Annotated in this window: 13 protein-coding genes; 1 reads left to right on the top strand and 12 read right to left on the bottom strand. The window is 61.2% G+C overall.

Annotation, left to right across the window (positions count from 1 at the left end):
- Positions 1–64: 64 nt before the first annotated feature.
- From ACVTFQ_RS07150 to pcsA, 11 genes are all read right to left on the bottom strand, one after another.
- Positions 65–838: a FadR/GntR family transcriptional regulator gene (locus ACVTFQ_RS07150; protein ID WP_409527908.1), complete on the bottom strand. Its 774-nt coding sequence runs from the start codon at positions 836–838 to the stop codon at positions 65–67.
- Positions 831–1799, bottom strand: a complete 969-nt coding sequence (gene yjfF, locus ACVTFQ_RS07145; protein WP_047510358.1) for a galactofuranose ABC transporter, permease protein YjfF — start codon at positions 1797–1799, stop codon at positions 831–833. Before yjfF ends, ACVTFQ_RS07150 begins: the two co-directional genes overlap by 8 nt.
- Positions 1796–2812: an ABC transporter permease gene (locus ACVTFQ_RS07140; RefSeq protein ID WP_111561450.1), complete on the bottom strand. Its 1017-nt coding sequence runs from the start codon at positions 2810–2812 to the stop codon at positions 1796–1798. The genes yjfF and ACVTFQ_RS07140 overlap by 4 nt, the downstream gene beginning before the upstream one ends.
- Positions 2809–4332: a galactofuranose ABC transporter, ATP-binding protein YtfR gene (gene ytfR / locus ACVTFQ_RS07135; protein WP_111561449.1), complete on the bottom strand. Its 1524-nt coding sequence runs from the start codon at positions 4330–4332 to the stop codon at positions 2809–2811. Before ytfR ends, ACVTFQ_RS07140 begins: the two co-directional genes overlap by 4 nt.
- A gap of 120 nt (positions 4333–4452) precedes the next feature.
- Complete coding sequence (gene ytfQ, locus ACVTFQ_RS07130) at positions 4453–5415, bottom strand: galactofuranose ABC transporter, galactofuranose-binding protein YtfQ (protein WP_018899940.1); 963 nt, start codon at positions 5413–5415, stop codon at positions 4453–4455.
- A 146-nt stretch (positions 5416–5561) separates the two neighbouring features.
- Positions 5562–6635 carry a BMP family ABC transporter substrate-binding protein gene (locus ACVTFQ_RS07125; protein WP_018899941.1) on the bottom strand — a complete coding sequence of 358 codons (1074 nt, stop codon included), beginning with the start codon at positions 6633–6635 and terminating at the stop codon, positions 5562–5564.
- 45 nt (positions 6636–6680) lie between these two features.
- Positions 6681–7601, bottom strand: a complete 921-nt coding sequence (locus ACVTFQ_RS07120) for an ABC transporter permease (protein ID WP_111561448.1) — start codon at positions 7599–7601, stop codon at positions 6681–6683.
- A complete protein-coding gene (locus ACVTFQ_RS07115; protein WP_047510346.1) occupies positions 7598–8683 on the bottom strand; it encodes an ABC transporter permease in 1086 nt (361 codons plus the stop codon). The genes ACVTFQ_RS07120 and ACVTFQ_RS07115 overlap by 4 nt, the downstream gene beginning before the upstream one ends.
- Entirely contained in the window at positions 8673–10247 is a 1575-nt protein-coding gene (locus ACVTFQ_RS07110; RefSeq protein WP_111561447.1) for an ABC transporter ATP-binding protein, read from the bottom strand. Before ACVTFQ_RS07110 ends, ACVTFQ_RS07115 begins: the two co-directional genes overlap by 11 nt.
- 39 nt (positions 10248–10286) lie before the next feature.
- Entirely contained in the window at positions 10287–11270 is a 984-nt protein-coding gene (locus tag ACVTFQ_RS07105; RefSeq protein ID WP_112436297.1) for a quinone oxidoreductase family protein, read from the bottom strand.
- Between the two features lie 25 nt (positions 11271–11295).
- Positions 11296–12024, bottom strand: a complete 729-nt coding sequence (gene pcsA, locus ACVTFQ_RS07100; RefSeq protein WP_111561445.1) for a phosphatidylcholine synthase — start codon at positions 12022–12024, stop codon at positions 11296–11298.
- Between the two features lie 247 nt (positions 12025–12271).
- Between pcsA and ACVTFQ_RS07095 the strand changes: the two genes are divergently transcribed.
- The gene (locus tag ACVTFQ_RS07095) at positions 12272–13084 is read left to right on the top strand and encodes a ferredoxin--NADP reductase (protein ID WP_047510339.1); all 813 of its coding nucleotides are present in this window, start codon (positions 12272–12274) and stop codon (positions 13082–13084) included.
- A gap of 48 nt (positions 13085–13132) precedes the next feature.
- Here ACVTFQ_RS07095 and ACVTFQ_RS07090 read toward each other — a convergent pair whose 3' ends face one another.
- Positions 13133–13750, bottom strand: a complete 618-nt coding sequence (locus ACVTFQ_RS07090; RefSeq protein WP_111561444.1) for a GntR family transcriptional regulator — start codon at positions 13748–13750, stop codon at positions 13133–13135.
- Positions 13751–13809 lie beyond the last annotated feature (59 nt).

The raw sequence follows: 13809 nt of genomic DNA, 5'->3' as shown, positions 1-13809 counted from the left end.
TCCGTTACAGGCGCGTTGCCGCCTCATAGCAGCAAGACGAACAAGGAACAAAGATCAAAATGGATTAGGCCCGTACCCTGGTCATACCGGCATAGGCGTCATGCACATGATCGCGGCCTTCGACGATAACCGCCTCCATCGCTGAACGAGCGGCCGGCACGTCGCCTGCCGCGATCGCCTTGACGATGCGCATGTGTGTCTCTGCGATATTCGAGAAGCCGTTCTGCGACGGCGGCGTGCTGATACGGAACATGCCGACGAGTGCCGCCTCGATGAGGCTGCCGAGCGTATGCATGAAAGGATTGTGCGCGGCATCGGCGACGGCAAGGTGGAACTCGAGATCGGCCATAGCGAGACTCTCGGTCGTATGATCGGGCGCCGCCATCTCCTTGGCAAGATCGGTCAAAAGCGCGATCTCTTCAGGCGTTGCCCGCTCGGCCGCAAGGCCAGCCGCGAAAGGTTCGACGGCCAGCCGGATATCGTAGAGTTGCAGCAGGAATTCCTCGGTCACGTCGTCATCGAAGTGCCAGGCGATCACTTCGCTGTCGAACATGTTCCACTGGCTCTTTTCGGTGACCCGGGTGCCGACGCGCGCCTTGGCGACGATCATGCCCTTGGCGGCCAGCGTCTTCATCGTTTCGCGAAGAACCGTGCGGGACACCTTGAAGCGCTGTGCGAGCTCAATGTCGCCAGGAAGGATGCTCCCGACAGGATAGTTGCCGGCGACGATGGCGCGGCCGAGTTCGTCCACCACCTGTGCGTGGCTGGTGCGAGATCGCCGTTGTGTCTTCCCGGTGTCCAGAATTCGATTGCGCAAGCCACGGCCCCCGTCAGGCATACCTCTTGTTCAAACTCGAGAGGAACAGGATGGCTTTCTGCATCAGGATGAATGCAAAAAGCAGCAGGCCGATCAGTATCTTCGTCCACCAACTGGAGAGTGTTCCATCGAAGGTGATGTAGGTCTGAATCAACCCCTGTATCAGGAGCCCGATAAAGGTCCCTGCTACAAATCCCGCTCCACCCGTCAGCAAAGTGCCCCCAATGACAACCGCCGCGATGGCATCGAGTTCGACACCGACAGCCGCCAACGAGTAGCCGGCGGACGTATAGAGGGAAAAAACGATTCCGGACAGGCCGGCAAGGAAGCCGGAAAGCGCATAAATCTGAATTGTGGTGCGACCAACCGGCACACCCATCAACTGCGCCGTGTGCGCCCCGCCGCCCAGCGCGTAAACGTTGGTGCCGAAGCGGGTACGGTGCGCGATGAAGATGCCAACGGCGAAGACCAGGAGCATCACCGCGCCGATCAAAGTGAGTCGGCCACCGCCCGGCAGCTTGTAATAGAGGCCTGACAGCGTGTTGTAATAATCGTGGCCGATCGGGATGCTGTCGATGGAGAGCACGAAGGCCATGCCGCGCGCCAGGAACATGCCGGCCAGCGTGACGATGAAGGCCGGCATCTGCAGATAATGGATCACGGCACCCATCGCCGCGCCGAAGGCAGTGGTGATGACGAGCACCAGCGCGAAGGCGACCAGCGGGTGGATGCTGGTGTTCTGCAGGATGACGGCGAGGAACACGCCGGTGAAGGCAATGACCGAGCCGATCGACAGGTCGATGCCACCCGAGATGATCACGAAGGTCATGCCGACGGCGGCGATGCCGAGGAAGGCGTTGTCGGTCAAGAGGTTGCCGACCACGCGCGTCGACAGCATGCTCGGATACTGCATGGCGCAGACGGCGTAGGAGAGGATGAAGATCACGATTGTCGCGAGAAGCGGCAGGTATTTCGAATTCATTTCTGCAGTTCCCCTCTCGGGCTGGAGCGACGCCCCACAAAGACAGCTGCCGATTGGACGGCCGGCGACTGGATCACCAGGATGACCAGAACGATCACCGCCTTGATGATCAGGTTGAACTCCGGCGGGAAGCCCGAGAGCAGGATGCCGGTATTGACCGCCTGGATGATCATTGCGCCGATGAGCGAGCCGACGATGCTGAAGCGGCCGCCGAGCAACGAGTTGCCACCGACGACCACCGCGAGGATCGCGTCGAGCTCGAGCCAGAGCCCGGCATTGTTGGCGTCGGCGCCCTTGATGTCGGCGGCGACGATGATGCCGGCGATCGCCGCGCACAGCCCGCTCAGCATGTAGACAGCCATCAGGAGCACCGGCGTGCGGACGCCCGACAAAGTGCTTGCGCGGCGGTTGATGCCGGTTGCCTCGACGAGCATGCCGAGCGCGGTGCGGCGGACAAGCAGCGTGACGAGAACGCCAACGACCAGCCAGATGACGACGGGCATCGGCATGAAGGCGAAGGAGCCGCTGCCGAAAAAGATCAGACCGTCATCGTTGAAGGTCATGATCACGCCCTCGGTGATCAGCTGCGCGATGCCGCGACCGGCAACCATCAGCACCAGCGTGGCAATGATCGGCTGGATGTTGAGGATCGCCACTAGGAAGCCGTTCCAGACACCGCAAGCGAGACCGATCAGAAGCGTCAGAACCAGCGTCCAGGCGAGCGAGTTGCCCGAGACGATCGACGACGCGGCGACGGCGCCGCAGATGGCGATGACCGCGCCGACGGAGAGGTCGATGCCCTTGGTGGCGATAACGAGCGTCATGCCGATCGCCAGCAGGGCTACGGGAGCGCCGCGGTTCAAGACGTCGATCAAGCTGCCATAGAGCCGGCCGTTTTGAATTGTGACATTAAAAAACTGTGGGAACATTATGAAGTTCAACAGCAATATGACAGCTAGCGCGATCAATTGCGGTGCCAGGCGGATGAGCAGCGCCTTCTGTGACGACGTCATGCGTCCTCCGTCTTTTTCTGCACGGCGGCAATTGCCTGGACGATGCGCGACGTGCTGACGTTCTCACCCGTCAACTCCGCCACGTGCTCGCGGTCCCGCAATACCAAAATACGTGAACTATAGGCGATAAGCTCTTCTAATTCCGACGAAATAACGATCAGCGACATACCCCGTTCGCAGAGCTCCTCGATCAGCTTTATGATCTCAGCATGGGCGCCGACATCGATGCCGCGGGTCGGCTCGTCGAGGATCAGGAAGTCGGGATTGGTGGCGAGCCAGCGGGCGAGGATCGCCTTCTGCTGGTTGCCGCCTGACAGCAGCCGGATCGGCTTTTCGCGATCGGTGGTGCGGATATCGAGCGCCTTGATGTACTGATCGGCAAGCGTGTTCTGCTCGCCGCGCGACAGCGGCCGCGCCCATCCCCGGCGTGCCTGCAGCGCCAGCGCGATGTTCTCGCGGATCGAGAGATCGCCGATGATGCCATCGGTCTTGCGATCCTCGGGGCAGAAGCCGAAACCGGCGCGGATCGCCGCGCGCGGGTTGGACAGCGCCACCGGCTTGCCATCGACCTTGGCGGTGCCGCTATCGGCATTCTCGATGCCGAAGAGAAGTTCGGCCGTTTCCGTGCGTCCCGAGCCAAGCAGACCGGCGACGCCGACGACCTCGCCGACACGAACGTTCAAGTCGAAGGGCTTCACCTTGCCGCGCTTGCCGTATCCCTCGAAGCTGTATTTGACGGGACCGGCGGCGACGCTGCGTTCCTTCACGGCGGCTTCGGCATGCGCCAGCTCGTGGCCGAGCATCATCGAGATCAGGCCCTGGCGCGGCAGTTCGGCCTTCTCGCGGGTGCCGACCAGCTTGCCGTTGCGCAGCACCGTGATGCGGTCGCTGATGTCGTAGACCTGCTCTAGGAAGTGGGTGATGAAAACGATGCCCAGGCCGCGCTTCTTCAGGTCGCGCAAGATGCCGAAGAGCATCGCCACTTCCTGCGCGTCGAGACTTGCCGTCGGTTCGTCGAGGATCAGTACCTTGCCGGAGAGATCGACGGCGCGGGCGATGGCCACGACCTGCTGGACAGCCACGGAGAAGCGATCGAGCTGCGCGGTGACGTCTATCTCCATGCCATATTGTCGCAGCAACTCGCGCGCCTGGCGGTTCATGGCGGAAACGTCGATCATGCCGAAGCGCTTCGGCTGGCGTCCGAGAAACAGGTTTTCGGCTACGCTCAAATTGGAAAGGAGATTGACCTCCTGATACACCGTTCCGATGCCAAGCCGCTGCGCAGCAAGGGTATCGGCCGGATCGATCTCGGCGCCATCAAGCGTGAGGCTGCCTTCGTCGCGGCGATAAGCACCGGTGATGCACTTGATCAGCGTCGATTTTCCGGCGCCGTTTTCACCCAGCAGCGCGTGCACTTCGCCCTTGCGAAGGGTGAAATCGACCTTGTCGAGAGCGACGGCTCCGGGGAAGAATTTCGATATGCCTGATGCGGCAAGGACGTTCTCGAAATTGTGAATCATCAAGTGGGCTTTTCCTGATATTGACCGACATGGCCTGATAGCAACCCGACATGATGTCTGGCAGCGTTCGCGGCAGTTCCGCACCGGTCCATGATGGACCGGTGCGGTTCATGTGTCAGATCAGTAGCCGAGGCCCTTCTTGGACTCGTAGACCTTCTTCGGATCGTCAGCCTGGGTGTAGAGCTTCGATTCGGTCTGGATCCACTTGGCCGGAGCCTTCTTGTCCTTGAGGTAGGCGTCGAGTGCATCGAACGCCGGGCCTGCCATGTTCGGTGTCAGCTCGACGGTCGCGTTGGCTTCGCCGGCTTCCATTGCCTTGAAGATATCAGGAACGGAGTCGATCGAGACAACGAGGATGTCCTTGCCCGGCTTCAGGCCGGCTTCCTTGATCGCCTGGATACCGCCGACAGCCATGTCGTCGTTATGGGCGTAGAGGGCGCAGATGTCCTTGCCGCCGTTCTCGGCCTTCAGGAAGCTTTCCATGACTTCCTTACCCTTGGTGCGGGTAAAGTCGCCGGTCTGGCTGCGAACGATCTTGAAGTTGGACTTGCCAGCGATGGCTTCCTCGAAGCCCTTCTTGCGTGCGATGGCAGGCGAAGAGCCGGTGGTGCCCTGAAGCTCGACGATGTTGCACTTCTTGTCGGCAACGGTCTTCACGAGCCAGTCACCGGCAACCTTGCCTTCGTGCACCTGGTCGGAGGTCACGGCCGTCAGGTAGAGATCCTCAGGCGCCTTGATCGTGCGGTCGAGCAGGATGACCGGGATATCGGCTTCCTTGGCTTCCTTCAGAACCGCGTCCCAACCGGTTTCGACAACCGGAGCGAGCAGGATGGCGTTGACGCCCTGGGCGATGAAGGAGCGGATTGCCTTGATCTGGTTTTCCTGCTTCTGCTGGGCGTCGGCGAACTTCAGGTCGATGCCGCGCTTCTTGGCCTCTTCCTTGGTGACGGTCGTCTCAGCAGCGCGCCAGCCCGATTCCGAGCCGATCTGCGAGAAGCCGACAACCAGTTCGGCGGCCTGTGCCGAGCCGAACATGCAGGCAGCAAAAACCGTGGCACTCATGAGTGCTGTCTTGAATTTCATGATTTCCTCCAAAAGCCGCCTCCCGCGGCACGCACTAGGAAAATCATATAGTATTACTTTTGTAAATGCACTTTCTGGTATGCAATGCAGCAAAAAAGGGCGCCCGAAACGAGCGCCCTTTCGCATGTGCTAACAGTGAGAAATGCTCACTTCGGCAGCTTGTCGTCTACGCCTTCGACGTAGAAGTTCATGCCGAGCAGCGTGGCATCATCAGCCTTCTCGCCGGCCTTCAGCCACGGGGTACCGTCCTGCTTGTTGATCGGGCCGGTGAAGGGGTGAATCTCGCCGGACTTGATCTTAGCTTCGGTGTCCTGCGCCATCTTCTTCACGTCGTCAGGCATGTTGGTGTAGTCGGCCATCTTGAGGATGTTATCCTTCAGGCCGTCCCAGCTCTGCTCGGACTTCCAGGTGCCGTCGAGCAGCGCGTGAACGCGCTTGGAGTAGTAGTTGCCCCAGGTGTCGACGATCGCTGTCAACTGTGCCTTCGGGCCGGCAGCGATCATGTCGGAAGCCTGGCCGAACGCGTGGATGCCGCGTTCTTCGGCAACCTGCATCGGAGCCGTCGTGTCGGTGTGCTGCGTGAGCACGTCGACGCCCTGGTCGACCATGGCCTTGGCGGCGTCGGCTTCCTTGCCCGGGTCGAACCAGGTGTTGACCCAGATGACCTTGAGCTTGAAATCAGGATCGATCGACTTCGCGCCCTGCTCGAAGGCGTTGATGCCCATGACGACTTCAGGGATCGGGAAGGAGGCGATGTAGGCAGCGCCGTGGTTCTTCGAGGTCTTGGCAGCAATCTGGCCGAGGATGTAGCGGCCTTCGTAGAAGCGCGAGTTGTAGGTCGCAAGGTTCGGGCCGGACTTGTAGCCCGTGCCGTGCTCGAACTTCACATCCGGGAACTTGGCGGCAACCTTGACGGTGGCGTCCATGAAGCCGAACGAGGTCGTGAAGATCAGCTTGCAGCCGGAGCGGGCGAGACGCTCGATGGCGCGCTCTGCATCCGGGCCTTCAGGAACGTTCTCAAGATAAGGCGTGTCGATCTTGTCGCCGAATTCCTTCTGGATCTGCTGGCGGCCGAGGTCGTGCGCCTGCGAGTAGCCGCCGTCGGTGTGGGAGCCGACGTAGACGAAGCAGACCTTGGTCTTGTCGGCAGCCTGTGCGGACGAGCCGACGCTCAGAATGGCAGCTGCCGAAGCGGCAAATGCGAATGCTAGTCTTTTCATGGTAACCCCTGTGGTTTGGAATTTCTGAGTTCGTTTATTCTTGTTCTATCGTTCCGGGACGAATGGTTTTCCCAGGGACGCCGGCGTGTTGATCAGCGTCGTGCGCCGATTATGAGAAATGATGACGAGAACCACAATAGTGGCCGCATAAGGCAGCATCGACAGGAACTGCGCCGGAATACCGATACCGAAGGCCTGGGCATGCAGCTGCAGGATCGTGACGGCGCCGAAGAGATAACCGCCGGCGAAGACCCGCCACGGACGCCACGATGCGAAGACCACCAGCGCCAGCGTGATCCAGCCACGGCCTGATGACATGTTCTCCACCCATTGCGGCGTATAGACGAGCGAAAGCTGCGCACCGGCAAGCCCGGCGCAGGCGCCACCAAACATTACCGCGAGATAGCGGGTGCGGATGACGCTGATGCCAAGCGCATGCGCCGAACCATGGCTGTCGCCGATGGCGCGCAGCTTGAGGCCGGCGCGGCTGCGGAACAGGAACCAGCTGACGCCGAAGAGTAGCGCCAGCGACAAATAAAAGGTCAGGTCCTGCTTGAAGAGCACCGAGCCGACGAAGGGAAGGTCGGAGAGGTAGGGCACGACGATCGGCGCGAGCCGCACGCCCGGAACACTGACATAGCCCTCGCCAAGCATGCCTGACAGGCCGAGGCCGAGGATGGTGAGCGCGAGACCTGTCGCGACCTGATTGGCAACGAGCGTCAGCGTCAGGAAGGCGAAAAGCAGCGAGAAGAGAGCGCCCATGGCGATGCCGGCGAGAAGCCCGATATAGGGCGAACCCGACATCTGAGCCCCGGCGAAGGCCGCGACGGCGCCCATGATCATCATTCCCTCGACGCCGAGGTTCAGCACGCCGGAGCGTTCGGTCACCAATTCGCCGAGTGCGGCGATGACGAGCGGTGTCGAAGCGGTGATGACTGTCAGCAGGATGGCTTCGAAAATACTCATGCGACGCCTCCCCGGACACGCGACCAGACGATGCGGATCTTGTAGGCGATCAGCGTGTCGCAGGACAGGACGAAGAACAGCAGCAGCCCCTGGAAAACGCGAGTGACCTTGTCGGAGACACCGATCGACAGCTGCGCCGCCTCGCCGCCGAGATAGGTCAGCGCCAGCACCAGGCCGGAGGCGATGATGCCGAGCGGGTTGAGGCGTCCGAGGAAGGCGACGATGATGGCCGTGAAGCCGTAGCCCGGCGAGATCGCCGGCTGTAGGTGGCCGATCGAACCCGAGACTTCCGAGATTCCGGCGAGACCGGCCAGGGCGCCCGAGAACAGGAAGCTGAACCAGATCATCTTCTTCGACGAGAAACCGGCAAAGCGCCCTGCCCGTTCAGACTGACCGAGCACGACGATTTCGAAGCCCTTCAGCGTGTATTTCAGCATGAACCAAACGAGGATCGCGGCAATGATCGCGAAGATGAAGGCCCAATGAGCACGGCCGGATTCTTCCCAGATCGCCGGCAGCACCGCTTCGGGCGGAAAGGAGACGCTTTCTGGGAAGTTGAAGCCGGCAGGATTGCGCCAGGCGCCGCGGATCAGCCAGTCGAGAAAGAGCTGCGCGATATAGACCAGCATCAGGCTGGTCAGGATTTCATTGGTGTTGAAATGCGCCTTGAGCAGCGCCGGGATGCCGGCAAACAGCGCTCCGCCGAGCGCGCCCATGATCAGCATCAGCGGCAGCACGAGGGGCGAATGCCATTCGGTGAACAGGATCGGCAGGATCGAACCGGTGATCGCGCCCATGGTGAACTGGCCCTCGGCGCCGATGTTCCAGTTATTCGAGCGATAACAGACGGCCAGGCCGACGGCGATCATGATCAAAGGTGCAGCCTTGATTGCCAGCTCGTGCAGCGACCAGACTTCGAGCAGCGGCTCCAGGAAGAAGGCGTCGAGCGCCTCGATCGGATCCTTGCCCAGGATCTCGAACATGATCGCGCCGGCAACCAGCGTCAGAATGAGCGCCAGGAGCGGCGAGACGAGACCGTAGAGCTTCGACGCCTGCGGGCGCTTTTCGAGTTCAATGCGCATGCGTGGTCTCCGGCGCGGTCTTGCTTTCATGCAGGCCGCCCATCAGCAGGCCGATCTTTTCGCGCGTCAGCTCGCCCGCAGGGAATGGCGACGACAGACGTCCCTCGGAGATGACGGCGATTTCGGTGGCGACCTCGAAGATCTCGTCCAGATCCTGGCTGATGACGACGACGGCAGAACCGTTACGGGCGAGATCGACGAGGGCCTGGCGGATGCGGCTTGCGGCGCCCGCGTCCACGCCCCAGGTCGGCTGGTTGACGACGAGGACGGCCGGCTGGCGGTCGAGCTCGCGGCCGACGATGAATTTCTGCAGGTTGCCGCCCGAGAGCGACCCGGCTGCGGGATCCTCGCCGCTCTTGCGAACATCCATTTCCTCGGAAATGCGCTTCGTGGCGTTCTTGACGGCGCTACGGCGGATGATCTTGAGGAAACCGCCCGACAGAAACGCCTTGCGGTCGGATTTGCTGCGGGCGAGCACGAGGTTGTCGGAGAGCTTCATCGCCGATACGGCGGCGTGGCCGTGGCGCTCCTCGGGCACGAAGCCGGCGCCGAGCAGGCGGCGGGCGGTGATTCCTTGGTTTCCGACAGGCTTGTTGCGGATGACGACCGCCTCGGGCGTCGAAACAGGATATTCGCCCGACAGCGCATCGAACAACTCGCCCTGCCCGTTTCCGGCAACGCCTGCGATCGCCAGGATCTGGCCGGAACAGACGGTCATCGACACGTCCTTCAGCGGCATGGCGAATGGCGTGCGCGGAGCGACCGAGAGGCCGGAGACGGCAAGCTGGGCCGGACCCTTGGCGCCGCGATCGGGGTGCGTGACGGATGCCACGTCGTTTCCGACCATCATGCGCGCAAGCGAGGCCGGCGTTTCATCGGCCGGCACGCAGGCGCCGGTGACCTTGCCGTGGCGCAGCACGGTGGCGCGGTCGCAGATGCGCTGCACCTCTTCCAGCCGGTGGCTGATGTAAAGCACCGAGCGGCCCTCGGCCTTCAGCTTGAACAGCGTCTCGAACAGCTTGTCGGCTTCCTGCGGCGTCAGCACCGAGGTCGGCTCGTCGAGGATGATCAGCTTCGGGTTTTGCAACAGCGCGCGGACGATCTCGATGCGCTGGCGCTCACCGACGGACAGATCGGCCACATGCGCATGCGGGTCGAGCGGCAGGCCATAGGCCTGCGACAGCGCCCTCGCCTCCTCGGCGATCCTGCCGATCGGGATGCTGTCATCGAGCGAGAGCGCGATGTTTTCGGCAACGGTCAGCGCCTCGAACAGCGAGAAATGCTGGAACACCATGCCGATGCCGAGCTTGCGCGCGGCCCCGGGCGAACCGATAGCCACCGGACGACCTTCCCACACGATCTCGCCCTCGCTCGGTTCCAGGACGCCGAACAACATCTTGACCAGCGTGGATTTTCCCGCGCCGTTTTCGCCTAGCAGTGCATGGATTTCGCCAGGAGCGATATCGAGGTCTATGTGGTTGCAGGCAGCAAAGCTGCCGAAGAGCTTTGTCAGTTTCTGGACGGACAATAACGCGCCTGATGCCGGCACAGTCGATGACGACACTTTCCCCTCATTTCCCACTGCCGACCTGCCCCTTCAGGATCATTCTGGGATCAGCAGCGTCGCTCCGGTCGTTTTTCTAGCTTCCAATTCCGTGTGGGCTCGCCCAACCTCGCGCAACGGATAGGTCTGATTGACATTGATACGCACTTTGTTGCTCAAAACAACATCAAATAATGCGTTTGCACAATCAGTTAGCTCATCGCGCGTGGCGATATAGGTGAAAAGCGTCGGACGGGTCGCAAAGAGCGAACCCTTCTGCGCCAGCAACGCCAGGGTGAAATCCTCGATCGGCCCTGATGACTGGCCGAAGGACACGAACATCCCCAAGCGCTTCAGGCAATCGAGCGATTGCGGGAAGGTATCGCGACCGATGGAATCGTAGACCACGTCCACGCCCTTGCCGCCTGTGATCTCCGACACGCGAGCGACGAAATCCTCGGTGTTGTAGTTGATGACATGGTCGTAGCCATGGTCGCGCGCCAGCTCGGCCTTGGCGTCCGAGCCGACCGTGCCGATGACGGTCGCGCCGAGCGCCTTGGCCCACTGGCCGGCGATCAGGCCGACACCGCCGGCGGCGGCATGGAAGAGCAGCGTCGTGTCAGGGCCGACCTTGAAAGTGCGGTTCAGCAGATACTGTGCCGTCATGCCCTTCAGCATCATCGCCGCGGCAGTATCGAGCCCTATGCCATCGGGCACTTTGACCAGATGCCTGGTCTCGATGTTGCGCTCCATGCTGTAGGCGCCGTCGGAGCCGGCATAGGCGACGCGGTCGCCGACCTTGAAATCCGAAACGCCGGGACCGACCGCCGTCACCGTGCCGGCAGCTTCCTTGCCCGGAACGAAGGGCATATGCGGCGCCTTGTAGAGGCCGGTGCGGAAATAGACGTCGATGAAATTCAGGCCGATCGCCGCGTGCCTTATCTGAACTTCGCCGGCGCCGGGCGGCGGCAGGTCAATATCGACATAATCGAGAACTTCGGGACCGCCGGTCCCATTCAGCACGACCGCCTGTGTCTTCGTCATTCCAGCTCTCCTATGCCTAATTCTCCTAAGCGCGGCGTCCCAGCGCCGGCAGGAACTGCAGGACGGCGCCGATGCAATAGAGATAGATACCGCTCAGAACGAAAAGAACGAGCGCCCATTGCGGCATGACGAAATGCATCAGCAGCGCATAGATGCCGAGCGCCGACCACAGGAAGAAGATGCCGAGATTGAGCGGACGCAGCCGCTGGACGCGCACCGGATGCAGGAAGTTGATCGGCAGGAAGGTCAGGATCACCGAGACTGTGACGACGACAAGCGCCGTCGTGGCGCTGGCATCCATGACGAACAGCGTAAAGACGATCATGTTCCAGACAACGGGGAAGCCTGAGAAGAAATACTCTTCGGTCTTCATGCCCATGTCGGCGTAATAGATGGCGCTCGACACGACGATCATGCCGGCGGCGACGAAGGACCACGGCTCGCCGATCATGCCGCTCTGATAGAGCGCAAAGGCAGGCAGCAGGACGTAGGTGACGTAATCGATGATGTTGTCGAGCGTGTCGCCCGACCAGTTCGGCAGGACTTCCTTGACCTTGACCTTGCGCGCGATCGGTCCATCGATACCATCGACCAGAAGTGCGAGCCCCAGCCACCAGAACATGTCAACAAAACGATGCTCGGCGGCGGCGACGACGCCGAGGAAAGCAAGGAAGGAACCGGAGGCCGTCAAAATATGGACGGAAAATGCGCGCATTTCCGCATAGGGTACGCGCTTGTAATTGAAAATCTTCATGTTTCCCCGAGTTGCCATAAGCAATCCGCACCCCCGAGGCGCGATTTCGGCCTAATATGCATCCTTTGTCAGGCTTCGCCAGAGCAAAAGCGAATGATGCACATCGGGTTTCCCAAACCTGACGATAACATGCATATTTCATGCAACTCGCCACAGAGGGAATGGAATACCTTTAATCCGCCGCCTATTTGTAATATCTCGCTCGCATCGAATTGATGATCGACGAACTACGGGATCCGATACCGCAATGAACGCCCCTGCAAAGACCGAAGAATTCGCAGCCCCAATCCCTGCCGGCGTATTCGCCGAAACCGTTCTCAGCGTCACGCATTACACGGACAACCTGTTCCGCTTCACGATGACGCGTCCTGAAGGTTTCCGCTTCCGCTCGGGCGAATTCGCGATGATCGGTCTCATGGTCGACGGCAAGCCGATCTTCCGCGCCTACTCTATCGCCAGCCCCGCCTGGGCCGAAGAACTCGAATTCTTCTCCATCAAGGTTCCCGATGGTCCGCTCACCTCGCATCTGCAGGCCATCAAGCCTGGCGATCAGGTGCTGATGCGCAAGAAGCCGACGGGTACGCTGGTGCTCGACGCTCTGACGCCCGGCCGTCGTCTCTACATGTTCTCGACCGGCACCGGCATCGCGCCCTTCGCCAGCCTGATCCGCGATCCGGAGACCTATGAGAAGTTCGATCAGGTCATCCTGACCCACACCACGCGCAACATAGCCGAACTGAAGTATGGCTTCGATCTGGTTCATGAGATCCAGAACGACGAACTTCTGCAGGAAGTGGTCGGCGACAAGCTGCTGCACTACGCAACGGTGACGCGCGAGGATTTCGAGTATCGCGGCCGTATCACCGACCTGATCTCCTCAGGCAAGCTGTTCACCGACCTCGGCGTTCCCAAGCTCGATCCCGAGATCGACCGCGGCATGATCTGCGGCTCTTCGGCGATGCTGAAGGACACCAAGGAACTGCTTGAGCAGGCTGGGCTGGAGGAAGGCGCCAACAGCAAGCCGGCGCAGTTCGTCATCGAGCGCGCCTTCGTCGGTTGATCGCCGTGTCACATCCTTAGAACAACGGCTCCGGAAACGGGGCCGTTTTCATTTCTGGCCGAGATAATCGATCAGCGTTGTCATGGCCTTGCGTGCTTCAGTCGCGTTGCCCTGCTGGATCGCGCGGATAACGGCGACGTGCAGAGAGATCGAGCGATCCATGCGCTCCGGGCTGGCCTTCGAATACCAGAGGCGGCGCGAATGGGTCTGCACCGGGCCGAGCGCCGAGGTGATGAAGGCATTGGGACAGGATTCTTCGAGAATCTCATCAAATGCCTTGTCGGCCGCGAAGAAGCCGGCGAGATCGCCGCTGACGGCGCAGTCGTTCATGGCGCGCGCGCACTCGACCAGCTGGTTGCGCTGCCCGTCGGTCGCCTGTTCGGCAACGAGCGCGGCCGCGATCGGCTCGAGTTCGCGGCGAACCTGCATGACATGGGCGTGGTCGGTCGGCTTGATCTCGGCGATCTGCAGGCCGACGCGCGGCTTCACCACGATCAATCCCTGCCAGGCCAGCTTCTGGATCGCCTCGCGCACCGGCGTGCGGCCGTGTCCGGAGAGATCGATCAGCTGCTTTTCATTGACGAGCGCACCAGGCGTCAACGCCAGGGTCACGATGGCATGTTCCAACGCCAGATAGGCAAGATGGCTCTGTGAGGAGTTCGGCATCGCGGATCCGTGATTCGAGCTGATATATCATAAGCCCCGCGTTAACGGATTCAATGGCA

This window comes from Rhizobium sp. O111, assembly GCF_055616315.1.
This window is presented reverse-complemented; position numbering and strand designations above follow the sequence as displayed.

Coding starts and splice junctions, on each gene's coding strand:
- ACVTFQ_RS07125 (WP_018899941.1), bottom strand. CDS start 6,635: ATGAAAAGACTAGCATTCGCATTTGCCGCTTCGGCAGCTGCCATTCTG.
- ACVTFQ_RS07115 (WP_047510346.1), bottom strand. CDS start 8,683: ATGCGCATTGAACTCGAAAAGCGCCCGCAGGCGTCGAAGCTCTACGGT.
- ACVTFQ_RS07095 (WP_047510339.1), top strand. CDS start 12,272: ATGAACGCCCCTGCAAAGACCGAAGAATTCGCAGCCCCAATCCCTGCC.
- ACVTFQ_RS07150 (WP_409527908.1), bottom strand. CDS start 838: ATGCCTGACGGGGGCCGTGGCTTGCGCAATCGAATTCTGGACACCGGG.
- ytfR (WP_111561449.1), bottom strand. CDS start 4,332: ATGATTCACAATTTCGAGAACGTCCTTGCCGCATCAGGCATATCGAAA.
- ACVTFQ_RS07090 (WP_111561444.1), bottom strand. CDS start 13,750: ATGCCGAACTCCTCACAGAGCCATCTTGCCTATCTGGCGTTGGAACAT.
- pcsA (WP_111561445.1), bottom strand. CDS start 12,024: ATGAAGATTTTCAATTACAAGCGCGTACCCTATGCGGAAATGCGCGCA.
- ytfQ (WP_018899940.1), bottom strand. CDS start 5,415: ATGAAATTCAAGACAGCACTCATGAGTGCCACGGTTTTTGCTGCCTGC.
- yjfF (WP_047510358.1), bottom strand. CDS start 1,799: ATGAATTCGAAATACCTGCCGCTTCTCGCGACAATCGTGATCTTCATC.
- ACVTFQ_RS07140 (WP_111561450.1), bottom strand. CDS start 2,812: ATGACGTCGTCACAGAAGGCGCTGCTCATCCGCCTGGCACCGCAATTG.
- ACVTFQ_RS07105 (WP_112436297.1), bottom strand. CDS start 11,270: ATGACGAAGACACAGGCGGTCGTGCTGAATGGGACCGGCGGTCCCGAA.
- ACVTFQ_RS07120 (WP_111561448.1), bottom strand. CDS start 7,601: ATGAGTATTTTCGAAGCCATCCTGCTGACAGTCATCACCGCTTCGACA.